Genomic DNA, 17,320 nt, shown 5'->3' on the forward strand with positions numbered 1-17,320 from the left:
CCTTTTCAGCAAGCCAGCGGCACGCCTCAGATAGGGCGGCTGCCGTACTTGTTGTCCGGCTTCTTCGGCGGATCGGCGACCACGTTGGCCTCCACTTCCTGAACCTTGCCGCCACGCGACAGGAACTCTTCCATGGCCTTGGCCAGGGCGTCGCGTTCCTTGTTCTTGGCTTCAATGCTCGGCAACTCGTCTACCGACACCGCAGCCTTGGCTTTGCCTTTGGCAGCCGGGGCCGGCGTATCGTCGCCACCATCGTCGTCAGCAACGTCTTCCGCTGCTGCTTCCAGACCTTCCTCGGCCTCGTCTTCGTCGCCTACTTCGAGGTCGTCGTTTTCCAGATCATCGTCGCTCATGTTCTACCTCATGACTTGCGAAAAGCAGATTAGTTATAGACCAGCTTTGGCAACTGTCGAAAGTCGCCGTTAAAAAATCAGTAACCATTGGTGACCAACGGTTTATGCCCCTTCACCGTGCAAGGTGGCGAGGACTTTTCGGGCACCGCCATGATCACGGTGCTCGCCCAGATAAACGCCTTGCCAGGTCCCCAGTGCCAGGCGACCTGCCGAAACCGGCAGACTGATCTGGCAGCCAAGCACGCTGGCCTTGAAGTGCGCCGGGAGGTCGTCCAGGCCTTCGTCGTTATGCTCATAGCCGTCTGTTCCTTGTGGGATCAGACGATTGAAAAATCGTTCGAAGTCGCGACGTACCGCCGGATCGGCGTTCTCGTTGATGGTCAACGACGCCGAGGTATGCTGCAGCCACAAATGCAACAGACCGACCCGGCACTCCCTGAGTTCAGGCAGCCCCGCGAGTAACTCGTCCGTTACCAGATGAAAGCCCCGGGGCCGTGCCCGCAGGGTTATCAGAGTCTGTTGCCACATACAGTTCTCCGCACGTTCGGGGCGCATTCTAGCGCGCTCTGGGAAAAAACAAAGGCCCTAATATTCCTGCAATCATGTAAGCCATTGGCCGCAGAAAAACGCCCGTCGTAAACACGACCAAAGCAGTACGAAAAATCCTTTCAGCTGCTCTCTGAATGACAAATTCCAGACAAAAAAATGCCCGGCGAACCGGGCAAGTTTTTTAATGCGCGTACTTACAGGTTGTAGCCGCGTTCGTTGTGTTGTGCCAGATCGAGGCCAACCGACTCTTCTTCCTCGGTCACACGCAGACCCATGACGGCGTCGAGGACCTTGAGGATGATGAAGGTGACGATCGCGGTGTAGATCACCGTGAAGCCCACGCCTTTGACCTGAATCCAGACTTGCGCACCGATATCGGTAACGGTGCCGAAGCCACCCAGAGCCGGAGCTGCGAACACACCGGTGAGGATCGCGCCGAGGATACCGCCGATACCGTGCACGCCGAACGCGTCCAGGGAATCGTCATAACCGAGTTTGCGTTTCAGAGTGGTGGCGCAGAAGAAGCACACCACGCCTGCGGCCAGACCGATCACCAGTGCACCCATCGGGCCCACGGTGCCGGCAGCCGGAGTAATCGCGACCAGACCGGCCACCACACCCGATGCGATACCCAGTGCGCTTGGCTTGCCGTGGGTGACCCACTCGGCAAACATCCAGCCCAGTGCCGCAGCAGCGGTAGCAATCTGAGTGACCAGCATCGCCATGCCGGCAGTGCCGTTGGCCGCTGCAGCGGAGCCGGCGTTGAAGCCGAACCAGCCGACCCACAGCATCGCCGCGCCCATCAGGGTGTAACCGAGGTTGTGCGGAGCCATCGGGGTGGTCGGGAAGCCTTTACGCTTGCCCAACACCAGGCAGGCAATCAGACCGGCGACACCGGCGTTGATGTGCACCACGGTGCCGCCCGCGAAGTCGAGCACGCCCCAGTCCCACATCAGGCCGCCGTTGCCGGACCAGACCATGTGCGCGATCGGCGCGTAAACCAGGGTGAACCAGATGCCCATGAAGATCAGCATCGCGGAGAACTTCATCCGCTCGGCGAACGCACCGACGATCAGCGCCGGAGTGATGATCGCGAAGGTCATCTGGAAGGTGATGAACACCGCCTCAGGGAACAAAGCCGCTGGGCCGGTCAGGCTCGAAGGCGTGACACCGGCGAGGAACGCCTTGCCCATGCCGCCGAAGAACGAGTTGAAGTTGACGACGCCCTGCTCCATGCCGGTGGTGTCGAACGCAATGCTGTAGCCATAAATGACCCACAGGATGCTGATCAGACCGGTAATGGCGAAGCACTGCATCATCACGGAAAGAATGTTTTTCGAGCGAACCATGCCGCCGTAGAACAGCGCCAGGCCGGGGATGGTCATGAACAGCACGAGTGCCGTCGAGGTGAGCATCCAGGCAGTGTCGCCGGAATTGAGGACTGGGGCCGCCACTTCGTCTGCCGCCATTGCAAGGCTTGGCATTACGATGGACAACAGGGCTCCTAGCCCTGCGAATTTACGCAGAGTCATATTGTTTTCTCCTGGGGCGTTGGGGTTTGTGGCGGCGTTTAAATCGCGTCGGTATCGGTTTCGCCGGTACGGATGCGAATCGCCTGTTCCAGATTGACCACGAAGATCTTGCCGTCACCGATCTTGCCGGTGTTGGCCGCCTTGGTGATCGCCTCGATCACCCGATCCAGATCCTTGTCGTCGATGGCCACGTCGATTTTCACCTTGGGCAGAAAATCGACCACATATTCCGCGCCGCGATACAGCTCGGTGTGACCCTTCTGCCGGCCGAAGCCTTTGACTTCAGTAACGGTAATGCCCTGCACGCCGATTTCGGACAGCGACTCGCGCACGTCGTCCAACTTGAACGGCTTGATGATGGCAGTGACTAGCTTCATGAAACTCTCTCCCGAATTGGTGGACTTGCCCCAGGAAAACAAACCCGACTCAAGTCTAAGCGCAGTGCCTGGCTTTGTAACGCATCGTCGGCCTTACCTGCCCGACTGACGCCAGCTAACCGCTGCTGACGAAACTCCCCGCTCCGTCTGCCGCACTGCATTCGTCACAGCGACTGCATCAGTGCATGGGTCGAAGGTGACTAAGCAGAAACCTTGCCATCTCGCCAAAATCCCCTGATTTCAATCCCTTGGCCGCTGCCGCAAGGCATCCCGTGCAAAACGCCATCCGGATACGCACAACAACGGTGCGTCGCCATCCGTCCGCCTGCGCGAAAAGCGTGCATCCCTGACCACGAGATTGACTATAGACACTGCGTGATACACTGCCGGCCATTGTTTCCAGGACATCCACCATGCTCGCGCCCAAAGACTTCCTCGACGCCCTGAGCGGCACCGCCTCCCGCCTCTTCAGCGGCGACACCCCGCTGCCGAAAGCCGAAATCGAAAGCCAGTTCAAGATGCTGCTGCAGAGTGCCTTCAGCAAACTCGATCTGGTCAGCCGTGAAGAATTTGATAGCCAGATGGTTGTGTTGGCGCGTACTCGCGCTCGCCTCGAAAGCCTTGAAGCCAAGGTTGCCGAGATGGAAGCCAAGCTGACGCCGCCCGCGGAATAATCCGCGCCCCCTGTAGGAGCTGCCGAAGGCTGCGATCTTTTGATCTCCAGCCCTTCAACCATCCCGGCAACGTCCTACAACCTGAATGACCGCCGTCCGATTGCGCCGAAAAGCCCAGGTTTCTAAGCTCACCCGATGCTGAATGTTCAGCAGCGGGTTTGGCGACCCGAACAGCTTAAGGCGCACGACAACCATGATGGCGGCTACATTTACCGCCACATCGTTTCATGGCGGTTGTGCGTGGGAGACCTTCGGGTCTGCCGGGTTCCTTTTGCTCCGGTTCGCCAACCCGCGTACAACTGCCACCCAATCGTTTGGCGACGATTGAGGGCAGCCCCTTAAGCAAGAGGAACTGCTCAATGAATCAAGAAGAGACTTATCTGACCCCGCACATATTCACCCGCCACAAACTCCCTCTCCACGCCCTCCTCATCCAGAACCAACCCTGGTTCTGCGCCCGAGACCTGAGCCGCCTGCTGCACATCTACCTCAACGAACGCATGCTGCGAAAACTCGACCCCGACCAATACCAGACCCGCAAAACCCTCATCCACAACCAAATCGAAAACGCCCTGCTGATCAGCGAATCCGGCATCTACGCCCTCCTCGTCTACCACTACTGCCCCGAATACCGAGCGCTGCGCGAATGGCTCACCCACCAGGTCATCCCCACCCTGCGCGACGCCCAACACCCCACCACAAGCGAACGTCCACACCTCAGCTTGCTCAGTTGGCCGGACATGACGTTGAGTTTGTTGCACTGGAATAACCAGCCGTGGATTCGGTTACAAGATGTGCCACACATGGTGACGGAGCGAGAGCTGGTAAACCGCACGGTTGTGAACTCATGGTGGAAAAAGGCTCTGCAATTGATCTGAATTTTTGCGCTGCAACCTCACCAAAGGTCATTTCAGCGATACCACTGAAATGACCTTTTTTGTGTCTTCGTTATCTCCCCCCCCCCTACTCCGAAATCCTCCACTCACAGAAGTAACGTCCTACAAAACGCGTCCCCCACGTCTGATTTCGCTGCCCCCTCTCTGCTGGCTATCTTCTGCGACCAGATCCAAACAGATGAAAACAATGAGAAGAAAAGGCAAAGCAACGGATCTTCGTGACCAGACATTCAGATCAAACTCGCGAAAGATCGCCTACAAATTCTTTCTCAAGGACATTGCCCCGAGAATCCCAAATATTGATGCAGCAGCGGTCAAGTTTGAGCCAATTACCCCAGCAGCGATAAAGCAATACTTACTCTGGGAGGGGCCAACAATTTTCCCTTGGGATGACGTTGCAGACTGGAAAAGTAAAGATGCGAAAGGTCTGGATTTGGCGATATGGTACAAACAGATTCTTTGCGGCATGTGCTATGCGACCCCGCGCGCAAGCTCTATCTGCTTAAAGATTGTTCTGTTGGAAGGGCATCCGGATAGGGCGCACCCGCTTCGCGGCAGGATCGCGCCGATTGCTCTGCTTGTCGCAGATCACTATGCGCGAGCGCTAGGATGCAAAGAAATCGAGATTCAGGACCCTGATCCGAATGTTGTTTTTTACTACCGGAAACTGGGGTTCGAATTCGACCAGACCAACCGGCTTGTCATTTCTGTGGACGGTCAATAACATCGAAATCAACAACCCAATCGCACGAGGTGCGTATGAGCCCAAAAAAGCGAAAGGCGAAGCTTCTTCAGATTGTTGAATTACATCTCGAAGCACTCCGGTTGGCTGGGGATATGTCAGCCAACCAACGGCGATTTATTGAAGTTGCTGTTACATGTGGGCCAGAGCTTGAGCCAAGCGGCCCGCTGGCCGGTAGAAGATCCTGAGTTAAAAATAAAAAGGCGTCCATAGGACGCCTTTTTGTGTTTGGAGGAGTAGTCGCAGCGATTCTTTAGCTCCTGGCTTTGCAGCCTTGGGTTCAGAATCCGACGAGCTGGCCCGTCGTCACTACTTCAGAGAAACCAGCTTTCTCTGCTGCCAAAAATGCGGGGGAGCTTTTACTGGTGCCCAGTCCCGACGAATGCGCAGTTGCAGTCCTCGAGCGGGAGGATCCGTCAATGCCGAGCGAGAGTCAACGCTCCAATTCAGGCAAGCACTGACAGCCCATCGGGTCTTGATACGTCTTGTAAACCTCTATTTCAGCACTGAAACCCGGCTCAACTACCCTTCAAAAACCCGCAGGAAGCGGCCCCCCGATTCAGCTCAAGGAACGACCATGTCCCTCTCCATCGTCCACAGTCGCGCCCAGATAGGCGTGGAAGCCCCCGCTGTCACCGTCGAAGTCCATCTGGCCAACGGTCTGCCGTCGCTGACCATGGTCGGGCTGCCCGAGGCGGCGGTGAAGGAGAGCAAGGATCGGGTGCGCAGCGCCATCATCAATTCCGGGCTGCAGTTTCCGGCGCGGCGGATCACCTTGAATCTTGCGCCGGCGGATTTGCCCAAGGATGGCGGGCGGTTTGATCTGGCGATTGCCTTGGGGATTCTGTCGGCGAGTGTGCAGGTGCCGTGTCTGACGCTGGATGATGTGGAATGTCTGGGTGAGTTGGCGTTGTCCGGCGCGGTACGAGCGGTGCGTGGGGTGTTGCCGGCCGCACTGGCGGCGCGCAAGGCGGGTCGTGCGTTGGTGGTGCCGCGGGCGAATGCCGAGGAGGCGTGTCTGGCTTCGGGGTTGAAGGTGTTTGCGGTGGATCATTTGCTGGAGGCGGTGGCGCATTTCAATGGGCATACGCCGGTTGAACCCTATGTCTCCGACGGGCTGATGCATGCTAGCAAGCCTTATCCCGACTTGAATGAAGTGCAGGGGCAAGTGGCGGCGAAACGAGCGTTGCTGATTGCTGCTGCGGGTGCCCATAACTTGCTGTTCAGCGGGCCGCCGGGAACAGGGAAAACACTGTTGGCTAGTAGGCTACCGGGACTGTTGCCGCCGCTAGCCGAGAGTGAAGCTTTGGAGGTCGCGGCGATTCAGTCAGTCGCCAGTGGTGCACCGCTAACCCATTGGCCGCAGCGTCCCTTTCGTCAACCGCACCACTCGGCATCCGGGCCGGCACTGGTGGGTGGCAGCTCGAAACCGCAACCCGGCGAGATTACCCTCGCCCACCATGGCGTGCTGTTTCTCGATGAACTGCCGGAGTTTGATCGCAAGGTGCTGGAGGTGCTGCGCGAGCCGCTGGAGTCCGGGCATATCGTGATTGCCCGGGCCAAGGATCGCGTGCGTTTCCCGGCGCGATTTCAGTTGGTGGCGGCGATGAACCCGTGTCCCTGTGGATATCTTGGCGAGCCGAGTGGCAAGTGTTCCTGCACGCCGGACATGGTGCAGCGCTATCGCAACAAACTGTCGGGGCCGTTGCTGGACCGGATCGACTTGCACCTGACAGTGGCGCGGGAAGCGACGGCGTTGAACCCGCAGGTAAAGCCGGGAGAAGACAGCGCCAGCGCTGCGGCGTTGGTGGCCGAGGCTCGCGAACGACAGCAGAAGCGTCAGGGCTGTGCCAATGCGTTTCTCGATCTGCCGGGATTGAAGCGGCACTGCAAGTTATCCACAGCCGATGAGAAGTGGCTGGAATCAGCCTGTGAACGGCTGACGCTATCGCTACGCTCAGCGCATCGCCTACTCAAAGTCGCCCGGACACTGGCCGACCTTGAGCAAGTCGATGCAATCAAACGCGAACACTTGGCTGAGGCACTGCAATACCGGCCGGCAACGCCTTAATGCTCGGTCAGATCAACCAGCGGCGTCTGCCGCACTTCGGTGTCGCGCCCGGCCTGAATCTCGGTCACGCGCTTCAACGCGTTATCCACAGCGCCTTTGTCCGCAAGCAGGCTGTAGCTGATCTGGAACTGTTTGTGTTCTTTGGGTGCAATGGTCGGCACCAGATTCAGCGGACGCTGATAGCGACGGTTGTAGGAAAAACTGGTGCCCGGCTCCAGCCCGGTGACATAGCCCTGCCCTTGGGTATCAGTGTTTTTCCACAGAGAGAACACCGGCAACTGCTGGGTATTGAAGCCAACAGAAACACCGAGGCTGCCGGCCTTATTGTGCAAAACAGTCAGGGTTTCGCCTTTGGCATCAGCATAGGGCACGACGTTGTAGACGGTTTCGTCGTAGTCCCTGGTCGGCGCGCGATAGGTCTGCCAGTCGGCCAGGTCGCCCTTGGCCTTGTCGTTGAACGGCGACACCTGTTTTACCGGCGCAGCAAATCGTGCGCCTTGCTCGAGGAACGGCGTACTGAAGTTGCTGTGATACAGCGCCTGGTATTCCTTCGGATAATCGCCGTTGTTGGTCAGCGTATCGTTGAGTGCAAAGCGCACGCTGCCAGGTTCGGTGACCAGTTCAGTAACGACCGAGAAGTCGACCTTCTTGAAGGCTTGCTCTTTCAGCTCGCCACGCAGGCTGATGGCGTAGGGGGGCTTTTCGTCGATGTGCAGCGTGACGGTACTGGCCGGAATGTTGGCAGCGCGTCCGTGCAGGGTCAGCAGTTCGCCATTGTCCATGCCGGGATGGCCGACCCATTCGTACCCGCAGCGGGTCACCAGCTCGTTGAAACCTTCCAGCCAGCCAAGCCCACCGCGTCCGTTAAGTTCGATGAAGGCCGGGTTGACCACTTCCTTGACCGGCGAATCCCAACCCATGCGCACGTTGCCGACAGAGGCCTGCAAGACATTCATGCCGCGGGTCGGCACCACCGAGAGTTTCATTGTGCCGTTATCGATATCGACGATGCTGACACCTTCCTGCCGGCCACCGTGCAAGGTACGCAGGGTTACGGAGAAGGGTTTGTCGGTTTTCACGCCGAGCTGCGCACTGGTGATGGTCCAGTTTTGCGCGGGTTTGTTGGCATCGAGAAGAACGTAATCCCAAGCCATGGCGTGGGAAGCAGCAGAGAGTGCGCCGAGAGCGACGGCGAGTTTGAGCGGGGTCATGGCAGCAGCCTTTATTGGAGTTGTGCCATTTTTATAGCGCTGCGGAAACGTTTCAGCAAGTATGAAAGAGAAAGAGCTCGAGTGTTTTACCCAGGATTGGCAGTGAAGCGATCGCGAGCAGGCTCACTCCTACAGGGATCTTCAGTGACCACAAAAATTGCGACCAACCGATATACCGGTAGGAGTGAGCCTGCTCGCGATAGCGATTTCAGCCACCTATCAACGGAAGCGATCAACCTCGGAACGCAAGTCCGCCGCCAGCTTCTCAAGCTCCTTGGCGGTAACAGCCAGGTTCGACACAACCTCACGCTGCTCACTGTTGGCCAGTGCAATGCTCTGCAAATTGCTGCTCAACAACGTCGCGGTGCTGCTCTGCTCCTGAGTCGCCGTGGTAATCGCGGCAAACTGCTGCCCCGCCGAACGGCTCTGTTCATCGATTCGCGCCAGCGCCGACGCCACGTTGGCGTTGCGCGACAAGCCTTCCTGCATCAGCACATTGCCCTGCTCCATGGTGCTGATCGCGTTACCGGTTTCCTGCTGGATGCTGTGGATCATGCTGGAAATTTCATCCGTCGCCTGACGGGTACGCGAGGCCAGGCTGCGCACCTCATCGGCCACCACAGCAAAGCCACGACCCTGCTCACCAGCACGGGCAGCTTCGATTGCTGCGTTAAGTGCCAGAAGGTTGGTCTGCTCAGCGATCGAGGTGATCACACCTACAATGCCGCCAATTTCCTGCGAACGCTGACCGAGGGTGTTGATCACGGTGGCGGTGCTGTTCAGGGCGCCAGCGATTTGCTCCAGCGAGGACGACGCTTCTTCCATCGAGCTGCGACCAATCTGCGTTTGCTGGGCATTTTCCTGCGCCAGACGCTGGGTCGCGCCCATGTTGTCGGCGATGTTCAACGACGTCGCACTGAACTCTTCCACCGCGCCGGCCATGCTGGTGATTTCGCCAGATTGTTGCTCCATGCCTTCATAGGCACCGCCGGACAAACCGGACAGGGCCTGGGCACGGCTGTTGACCTCTTCCGAAGAGCGGCGGATGTGCTCGACCATGGTCGACAGCGCCTGGCTCATCTGGTTGAACGCGCGGGACAGCTGACCGATTTCGTCGTTGCTCGATACGTTCAGGCGCACGCTCAGATCACCGGCGCCCAAGGCCTCGGCCTGACGCACCAGATCCCCCAGAGGCGCCAGTTTGCTGCGCAGCAGCCAGACCACAGATCCGACCGCCAGCAGCATCGCCAACAGACTGCCAATGGCCAGTTGCGTACCCACGCTCCAGGTCACCGCGCGGATCTCAGCTTTCGGCATGCTCGCCACGACCGACCATGGTCCGCCATCGAACGGCACGGCAATGCTGTAGAAATCTTCCGAGGTGTCGCTCCAGAACTCACCCTTGCCCGGCTTTGCAGCCAAACCTTTGATCACCGGAACGGCTTGATCCAGCGCCTGCACCCCCGCTGGCGCGACCAGCCATTTGTTTTGCTCGTCGAGCAACGCCAGCGAACCGCTCTGGCCAATGCGGAAGCGCTTGAGGTTATCGAACTGGATGTTCTGCGCGTCGGTGTAATCGAAGCCGACGAACAACACCGCAATCACCTTGCCGCTGCCATCACGCACCGGGGTGTATTGGGTCATGTAGGAGCGATCGAACAGCAAGGCGCGACCGACGTAACCCTGCCCCGCCATCAACTTCGCGTAGGCCGGGTGCGCGTGATCGAGCAAGGTGCCGATGGCACGGGTGCCATCCTGTTTGGTCAGCGAAGTGCTGACGCGGATGAAGTCTTCGCCGCTGCGCACGAACAGGGTGGCGACGCCGGCGGTCATCTGCTTGAACTCGTCGACTTCCTTGAAGTTGTTGTTCAACACTTCGCTGCCCAGGTGCAGGCCCGGGGTCTGGGTGCCGGCGACTGTCACCGGTTCACTCGGGTGAATGCTCAAACCCGCGCTGAAGCGCTTCTCGAACAAACCGCTCAGGCGTTGGGTGCTTTCACGCAGCGTGCCGTGAAAGGTGCTCAGTTGGTCGGCCAACAGCCGCGCCTCACTGGCCAGATGCTCTTCACGGGTGGCGAGGTTGGCGGAGTCCAGCGAACGCAAGGCGAACACCGTACTGCCACTGATAACTATCGCCAGTATCACGGCGAGGGCGAGGCCTAACTGTGAGGCGATCCGAGCGCGAGGTTGAGACATGGACAGCTCCTGGCCGAGCCACGGGATCCTCCTTGATCTCGACTCGGAAATTTTTCTGGTTGTGGGGGTGAATCGTGGATACCGGCACGACGGTTCCACAAGCACGTATTCGGCGGTGGATCCAAATACTTGAGCGGAAAACAAGGTTATGGCACAAGGCCGGCATTGTGGCGGCTCTAACGTTTCAGCTCAAGCGCGCGACCGCCGGCAACTCCATGGCGCGGACTTCGCTTTGCAGAAAGTCGCTGAGACGGCGCAAACGTTCACCTCCCGGGCGGGTCTTTGGCCACACAAGGTAGTAATTCAAGCCGCTGGCGACCGCGGTTGGCCACGGCAGGCTCAGCCTTCCCTGCGCCACATCTTCGGCGACCATTAACAGGTCGCCCATCGACACACCGTACCCGCGCGCCGCCGCGATCATGCCCAATTCGAGGGTATCGAACACTTGCCCACCCTTGAGTGACACCTGATCGGACAGCCCCATGTGTTCCAGCCAACTGCGCCAATCGCGACGGTCCGGTGTCGGGTGAAGTAATTCGGTGCAAGCCAGTCGAGCCAGATCCCACGGCTGATCATTCAGCAGGTTTGGCGCCCCCACCGGAATCAACTCTTCGGGAAACAACAGGCTGGCCTCCCAGTCCGGCGGAAAATGGCCGTCGCTCAGCAACACCGCGCAATCGAACGGCTCATCGTTGAAGTCCACCGAATCGACATCCATCCACGCACTGGTCAGTTGCACTTCGTTGCCAGGCTGCAAATGGCGGAAGCGACTCAGACGCGCGAGCAACCAGCGCATGGTCAGGGTCGACGGGGCTTTCATACGCAGGATGTCGTCTTCGGCGCGCAAGGTATTACAGGCACGTTCCAATGCCGCGAAACCTTCACGGATGCCAGGCAACAGCAAACGCGCCGACTCGGTCAGCTGCAGATGGCGACCGCTGCGGTGAAACAACTTGCAGGCAAAGTGATCTTCGAGCGTGCGAATGTGCCGGCTCACCGCACTCTGGGTGATCGACAACTCCTCGGCCGCACGCGTGAACGAGCTGTGCCGTGCTGCAGCTTCGAATGCGCGCAGGGCATACAACGGAGGAAGTCGACGGGACATACACAAGGCTCCAGCAGCGGGATGCAGTAAAACGGACAGAATCACATCAGGATGAGTTTTACTCATGCCACCCATCCTTTTTATCCCTTTGTGCAACGCCCGCCAAGCGCCGAGAATCGACGCTCTCCTGTTCCCTCTGAAAATCGAGTGGTGATGACCATGCAGCATCCTGTGCGTACCGAACTCTGGGCCATTCTGCGGCTGGCAGGGCCGTTGATTGCTTCACAGTTGGCGCACATGTTGATGGTGCTGACTGACACATTGATGATGGCGCGCCTGAGTCCGGAAGCGCTCGCGGGCGGCGGTCTCGGTGCAGCGACTTACTCGTTCGTGTCGATTTTCTGCATCGGCGTGATTGCGGCAGTCGGCACGCTGGTGGCGATCCGCAAGGGCGCCGGTGACATCATCGGCGCTGCACGGCTGACTCAGGCCGGGTTGTGGCTGGCGTGGTTGATGGCACTGGGCGCCGGGTTACTGCTGTGGAACCTGAAACCGGTGTTGCTGCTGTTCGGCCAGACCGAAACCAACGTCAATGCCGCCGGACAATTCCTGATCGCCCTGCCCTTCGCTCTGCCCGGCTACCTGAGCTTCATGGCCCTGCGCGGTTTCACCAGTGCCATCGGCCGGGCGACACCGGTGATGGTCATCAGCCTGGCCGGCACGGTGGCGAATTTCCTGCTCAATTACGCGCTGATCACCGGCATGTTCGGCCTGCCAAAAATGGGCCTGACGGGGATCGGCCTGGTCACGGCAATTGTTGCCAACTGCATGGCGTTGGCGCTGGCCTGGCACATCCGTCGGCATCCGGCGTACGACGCTTATCCGCTGCGCGCGGGTCTGTCGCGGCCGAATCGACAGTACCTGAAAGAGTTGTGGCGCCTTGGCCTGCCAATCGGCGGCACGTATGCGGTGGAAGTTGGATTATTTGCCTTCGCCGCACTGTGCATGGGCACGATGGGCAGCACGCAGTTGGGTGCGCACCAGATTGCTCTGCAAATCGTCTCGGTGGCGTTCATGGTGCCGGCGGGCATGTCGTACGCGATCACCATGCGCGTCGGTCAGCATTACGGTGCCGGGCAATTGAGCGACGCGCGGATGTCCGGGCGGGTCGGGATCGTCTTTGGCGCCGTGGTGATGCTGGGTTTCGCCATGGTGTTCTGGTTGCTGCCGAATCAGTTGGTCGGGTTGTTCCTCGATCACAACAATCCGGCGTTTGCCGAAGTGATTCGCTTGGCGGTGAGCCTGCTGGCAGTGGCGGCGTGGTTTGAACTGTTCGACGGCACGCAGACGATTGCCATGGGCTGCATTCGCGGGCTCAAGGATGCGAAGACCACGTTTCTGGTCGGGCTCGGCTGCTATTGGCTGATCGGCGCACCGGCGGCGTGGTGGATGGCGTTCCACTTGAACTGGGGGCCGACGGGCGTCTGGTGGGGCTTGGCGTTGGGCCTGGCCTGCGCGGCGGTGAGTCTGACGCTGGCGTTTGAATGGAAGATGAAGCGGATGATTCGGCTGGAGCCTGCGTCATCCAGGCCATTCACAGTCCCGCAGACTGACTGAGATCCCTTGTAGGAGTGAGCCTGCTCGCGATAGCGGTGTGTCAGATAATGATGAGTTGTCTGACACTCCGCTATCGCGAGCAGGCGAAGGCCTACTTATGCGTTTAACTGACGATTTCGAGGGCTGGCTGTTGGCTTGAGCCGTAGGTGAGATATTCAACCAGTTCCGCTAACGGCAACGGCCGGCTGATCAGATACCCCTGCACCTGATCGCAGCCAAACCCGCGCAGCAGTTCCAGTTGCTCGGGCGTCTCGACCCCTTCCGCCACCACTTCCAGATGCAGGTTGTGCGCAAGATTGATCATCGCGTGCACCAGTTTGCGGTTCTCTTCGCGCTGCTCCATGCCACCGACAAAGCTCTTGTCGATCTTCAGCAAAGTGATCGGCAGGCTGTTGAGGTGCACGAACGAGGAAAACCCGGTGCCGAAGTCGTCCAGTGAGAAGCGCACACCGAGGCGGCCAAGGGCGTCCATGGTCTGCTTGACCAGATCGCTGCGGCGCATCACCGCCGTTTCCGTCAGTTCGAATTCCAGCCACTGCGCTTCAACACCGCGCTCAGCGATCAAGCGGCTGAGCGTCGGCAACAACTGACTGTCCTGAAACTGGCGGAACGACAAGTTGATGGCCATGTGCAGCGCCGGCAGACCACGTTCGCGCAACGCCTGCATATCGCGCAGAGCCCGGGAAATCACCCAATAACCCAACGGCACGATCAACCCGCTTTGCTCAGCCAGCGGCACGAATTCGCTGGGCGGCAGCAAACCACGTTCGCCATGGCGCCAGCGCACCAAGGCTTCGAGGCCGACAATCTGGCCGTCTTCAAGATTCAGCCTTGGCTGGTAATGCAGCTCCAGTTCATCGCGACGCAAGGCCCGGCGCAGCTCGCTTTCGAGGTCGGCCATGCTCCGCGCGTTGCGGTTGATGCGTTCGTTGAAGATATGAAAAGTGCAGCCCTGCGTGCTTTTGGCCTGCTGCATGGCGATGTGCGCGTGCCACATCAGCGGATCGGCACCGCCCTGCGCACGGGCATGGGCGATGCCAAGACTGGAGCCGATCAGCAGGCTTTCGCCATCGACCCAATACGGTTCGGCGAGCGCTTCGGTGATGCGTTCAGCCATCCATTCGGCGCGTTGTGGCGCACGACGGGTGTCGATCAGCAGAGCGAATTCGTCGCTGCCCAATCGCGCCAGTTGATCACCCGCCTCCAGCTGACTTTTCAGCCGTGCGACAACCTGCAGGATCAAGCGATCGCCCGCCTGATGACCCAGCGCGTCGTTGGCGTGGCGGAAGTTGTCGAGATCGAGATGCCCGAGGGCCAGGCCGCGACCGTCGTTTTCCGCGAGGCGCGCGGCGAGCAAGGTCTGGAAACCCTGACGGTTGGCGATACCGGTCAGCGGATCCTGTTCGGCCAGGCGTTGCAGGGTGTTTTCGAGAACGCCGCGTTCGCGCACATGGCGCAGGCAACGGCGCAGCATGCCGGCGTCGAGGGCGTCGAACACCAGCCAGTCGCTGACGCCAACCGGTGCGGTGTCCGGTTCGTGTTCCAGCAGCAATACCGTCGGCAGGCTGCAACGGCCCGGTGCCGGTTGTAATGCCGGAAGGGTCAACAACACCGCATTGCGGTTGTCTTCGAACAGACTGCTGACCGAGTCCCAGCTCGGCGCGCTGATCAGCACCGCCGCGCTCCCCATCGGAGCCAGACACTCACGCAATAACGCTGTCCACGCTGGCTCTTCGGCCAGTAGCAGCAAACGCAAGGGTTCGACAGGCGTAGACAAGCTAGCTCCCTAGACTCTGCAAAGATGTGGGCGGGGCATTATGCCGTTGCGATGTTCAATGACCAAATGACAACGGTTATCAAAACGTTATTTTGTGTCACGAATGAGTACATTAGCCGCAAAATCACCGCGCATCCTCCGCGAAAGTAACAAAACCGGCAAATTTGAATCGCGTGGTACGTCACAAGTCGGAGAGAGCAGCACAATTCTCTGAGCCTGTTAAAATGCCGGCCCATTTCGTCAACGACTCCCGAATTTTCGTATGTCCCGACTCAATCCCCGGCAGCAAGAAGCCGTGAACTACGTCGGCGGCCCTCTATTGGTGCTCGCCGGTGCTGGCTCCGGCAAGACCAGCGTGATCACGCGCAAAATCGCGCACCTGATCCAGAACTGCGGCATCCGCGCCCAGTACATCGTCGCCATGACCTTTACCAACAAGGCCGCGCGCGAGATGAAAGAGCGGGTCGGCACCTTGCTGCGGGCCGGCGAAGGGCGTGGACTGACCGTCTGCACCTTCCACAACCTCGGTCTCAACATCATCCGCAAGGAACACGCGCGGCTGGGCTATAAACCCGGTTTCTCGATTTTCGACGAGACCGATGTGAAAGCCCTGATGACCGACATCATGCAGAAGGAATACGCGGGCGACGACGGCGTCGACGAGATCAAGAACATGATCGGCGCCTGGAAAAACGACCTGATCCTGCCGCCTCAGGCGCTGGAGAACGCGCGTAATCCCAAGGAACAGACTGCCGCGATCGTCTACACCCACTATCAGCGCACGCTGAAAGCGTTCAACGCGGTGGACTTCGACGACCTGATCCTGTTGCCGGTAAAGCTTTTCGAAGAACACGCCGACATTCTCGAAAAGTGGCAGAACAAGGTGCGCTACCTGCTGGTCGACGAATATCAGGACACCAACGCCAGCCAATACCTGCTGGTAAAAATGCTCATCGGCAAGCGCAACCAGTTCACCGTGGTAGGCGACGACGACCAGTCGATCTATGCCTGGCGCGGCGCGCGGCCGGAAAACCTGATGCTGCTCAAGGACGACTATCCGTCCTTGAAAGTGGTGATGCTCGAGCAGAACTATCGCTCGACGAGTCGCATCCTGCGCTGCGCCAACGTGCTGATCTCGAACAACCCGCACGAATTCGAAAAGCAGCTGTGGAGTGAGATGGGCCACGGCGACGAGATCCGCGTAATCCGCTGCCGCAACGAGGACGCCGAAGCCGAGCGCGTGGCCATGGAAATCCTCAGCCTGCACTTGCGCACCGACCGTCCGTACAGCGACTTCGCGATCCTTTATCGCGGTAACTATCAGGCCAAGCTGATCGAGCTGAAGTTGCAGCACCACCAGGTGCCGTATCGCCTGAGCGGCGGCAACAGCTTCTTCGGCCGTCAGGAAGTGAAAGACCTGATGGCCTACTTCCGCCTGATCGTCAACCCGGATGACGACAACGCCTTCCTGCGCGTGATCAACGTACCGCGCCGGGAAATCGGCTCGACCACTCTGGAAAAACTCGGCAACTACGCCACCGAACGCAAGATCTCGATGTACGCCGCCACCGACGAAATCGGTCTGGGCGAGCATCTGGACAGCCGTTTCACCGATCGCCTGTCGCGCTTCAAGCGCTTCATGGACAAAGTGCGCGAGCAGTGCGCCGGCGAAGACCCGATCTCGGCGCTGCGCAGCATGGTCATGGACATCGACTATGAGAACTGGCTGCGCACCAACAGCTCCAGCGACAAGGCGGCCGATTACCGGATGAGCAACGTCTGGTTCCTGATCGAGGCGTTGAAAAACACCCTCGAAAAGGACGAAGAAGGCGAAATGACCGTCGAGGATGCGATCGGCAAACTGGTCCTGCGCGACATGCTCGAACGTCAGCAGGAAGAGGAAGACGGCGCCGAAGGCGTGCAGATGATGACCCTGCATGCGTCCAAGGGTCTGGAATTCCCTTACGTGTTCATCATGGGCATGGAAGAGGAAATCCTCCCGCACCGTTCCAGCATCGAAGCCGACACCATCGAAGAAGAACGTCGCCTGGCCTACGTGGGCATCACCCGCGCGCGCCAGACCCTGGCCTTCACCTTTGCCGCCAAGCGCAAGCAGTACGGCGAGATCATCGACTGCGCGCCGAGCCGCTTTCTCGATGAGCTGCCGCCGGACGATCTGGCGTGGGAAGGCAACGACGACACACCGACCGAAGTCAAAGTCGTGCGTGGCAACAGCGCATTGGCTGATATACGCGCGATGTTAAAGCGCTAGAATTGACC

General features: G+C 59.3%; 14 protein-coding genes. 6 read left to right on the forward strand and 8 right to left on the reverse strand.

Features of this window, described 5'->3' with window-relative positions; translation table 11 throughout:
* Positions 1-26: 26 nt before the first annotated feature.
* The 4 genes from sutA to glnK all read right to left on the reverse strand — a co-directional run bounded on the left by sutA (position 27) and on the right by glnK (position 2,811).
* Positions 27-353, reverse strand: a complete 327-nt coding sequence (sutA, locus tag ACZZ0A_RS24545; RefSeq protein ID WP_007920420.1) for a transcriptional regulator SutA — start codon at positions 351-353, stop codon at positions 27-29.
* Positions 354-455: 102 nt separating this feature from the next.
* The gene (locus ACZZ0A_RS24550; protein ID WP_007920418.1) at positions 456-881 is read right to left on the reverse strand and encodes a secondary thiamine-phosphate synthase enzyme YjbQ; all 426 of its coding nucleotides are present in this window, start codon (positions 879-881) and stop codon (positions 456-458) included.
* Positions 882-1,096: 215 nt separating this feature from the next.
* Positions 1,097-2,434 carry an ammonium transporter gene (locus tag ACZZ0A_RS24555; protein ID WP_007920417.1) on the reverse strand — a complete coding sequence of 446 codons (1,338 nt, stop codon included), beginning with the start codon at positions 2,432-2,434 and terminating at the stop codon, positions 1,097-1,099.
* A 38-nt stretch (positions 2,435-2,472) separates the two neighbouring features.
* Positions 2,473-2,811 (reverse strand): P-II family nitrogen regulator, encoded by a 339-nt coding sequence (gene glnK / locus ACZZ0A_RS24560; protein WP_002555808.1) that lies wholly within the window; start codon positions 2,809-2,811, stop codon positions 2,473-2,475.
* A gap of 413 nt (positions 2,812-3,224) precedes the next feature.
* On the opposite strand from glnK, the gene ACZZ0A_RS24565 reads away from it, so the two are divergent.
* The 4 genes from ACZZ0A_RS24565 (at position 3,225) to ACZZ0A_RS24580 (ending at position 7,194) form a co-directional block, all read left to right on the forward strand.
* Positions 3,225-3,485 (forward strand): accessory factor UbiK family protein, encoded by a 261-nt coding sequence (locus ACZZ0A_RS24565; RefSeq protein ID WP_007920416.1) that lies wholly within the window; start codon positions 3,225-3,227, stop codon positions 3,483-3,485.
* 359 nt (positions 3,486-3,844) lie between these two features.
* Complete coding sequence (locus ACZZ0A_RS24570) at positions 3,845-4,363, forward strand: BRO-N domain-containing protein (RefSeq protein ID WP_457461912.1); 519 nt, start codon at positions 3,845-3,847, stop codon at positions 4,361-4,363.
* Positions 4,364-4,559: 196 nt separating this feature from the next.
* Positions 4,560-5,105, forward strand: a complete 546-nt coding sequence (locus ACZZ0A_RS24575) for an N-acetyltransferase (RefSeq protein ID WP_311196972.1) — start codon at positions 4,560-4,562, stop codon at positions 5,103-5,105.
* 595 nt (positions 5,106-5,700) lie between these two features.
* Entirely contained in the window at positions 5,701-7,194 is a 1,494-nt protein-coding gene (locus ACZZ0A_RS24580; RefSeq protein WP_258708979.1) for a YifB family Mg chelatase-like AAA ATPase, read from the forward strand.
* Here ACZZ0A_RS24580 and ACZZ0A_RS24585 read toward each other — a convergent pair.
* The 3 genes from ACZZ0A_RS24585 to ACZZ0A_RS24595 all read right to left on the reverse strand — a co-directional run bounded on the left by ACZZ0A_RS24585 (position 7,191) and on the right by ACZZ0A_RS24595 (position 11,706).
* Positions 7,191-8,405: an aldose 1-epimerase family protein gene (locus ACZZ0A_RS24585; RefSeq protein WP_414916399.1), complete on the reverse strand. Its 1,215-nt coding sequence runs from the start codon at positions 8,403-8,405 to the stop codon at positions 7,191-7,193. The genes ACZZ0A_RS24580 and ACZZ0A_RS24585 overlap by 4 nt on opposite strands.
* 219 nt (positions 8,406-8,624) lie before the next feature.
* On the reverse strand, positions 8,625-10,601 hold the full coding sequence (locus ACZZ0A_RS24590) for a methyl-accepting chemotaxis protein (protein WP_463543838.1): 1,977 nt from the start codon (positions 10,599-10,601) through the stop codon (positions 8,625-8,627).
* Positions 10,602-10,785: 184 nt separating this feature from the next.
* Positions 10,786-11,706 carry a LysR substrate-binding domain-containing protein gene (locus ACZZ0A_RS24595; RefSeq protein WP_095113229.1) on the reverse strand — a complete coding sequence of 307 codons (921 nt, stop codon included), beginning with the start codon at positions 11,704-11,706 and terminating at the stop codon, positions 10,786-10,788.
* A gap of 159 nt (positions 11,707-11,865) precedes the next feature.
* Between ACZZ0A_RS24595 and ACZZ0A_RS24600 the strand changes: the two genes are divergently transcribed.
* Positions 11,866-13,263, forward strand: a complete 1,398-nt coding sequence (locus tag ACZZ0A_RS24600) for a NorM family multidrug efflux MATE transporter (protein WP_463543839.1) — start codon at positions 11,866-11,868, stop codon at positions 13,261-13,263.
* 103 nt (positions 13,264-13,366) lie between these two features.
* On the opposite strand, the gene ACZZ0A_RS24605 is transcribed toward ACZZ0A_RS24600, so the two are convergent.
* On the reverse strand, positions 13,367-15,040 hold the full coding sequence (locus tag ACZZ0A_RS24605; protein WP_007920401.1) for a putative bifunctional diguanylate cyclase/phosphodiesterase: 1,674 nt from the start codon (positions 15,038-15,040) through the stop codon (positions 13,367-13,369).
* A 262-nt stretch (positions 15,041-15,302) separates the two neighbouring features.
* Between ACZZ0A_RS24605 and rep the strand changes: the two genes are divergently transcribed.
* Positions 15,303-17,312: a DNA helicase Rep gene (gene rep, locus ACZZ0A_RS24610; protein WP_007920400.1), complete on the forward strand. Its 2,010-nt coding sequence runs from the start codon at positions 15,303-15,305 to the stop codon at positions 17,310-17,312.
* Positions 17,313-17,320: the final 8 nt, after the last annotated feature.

It is taken from the genome of Pseudomonas sp. AC242 (genome assembly GCF_979258655.1).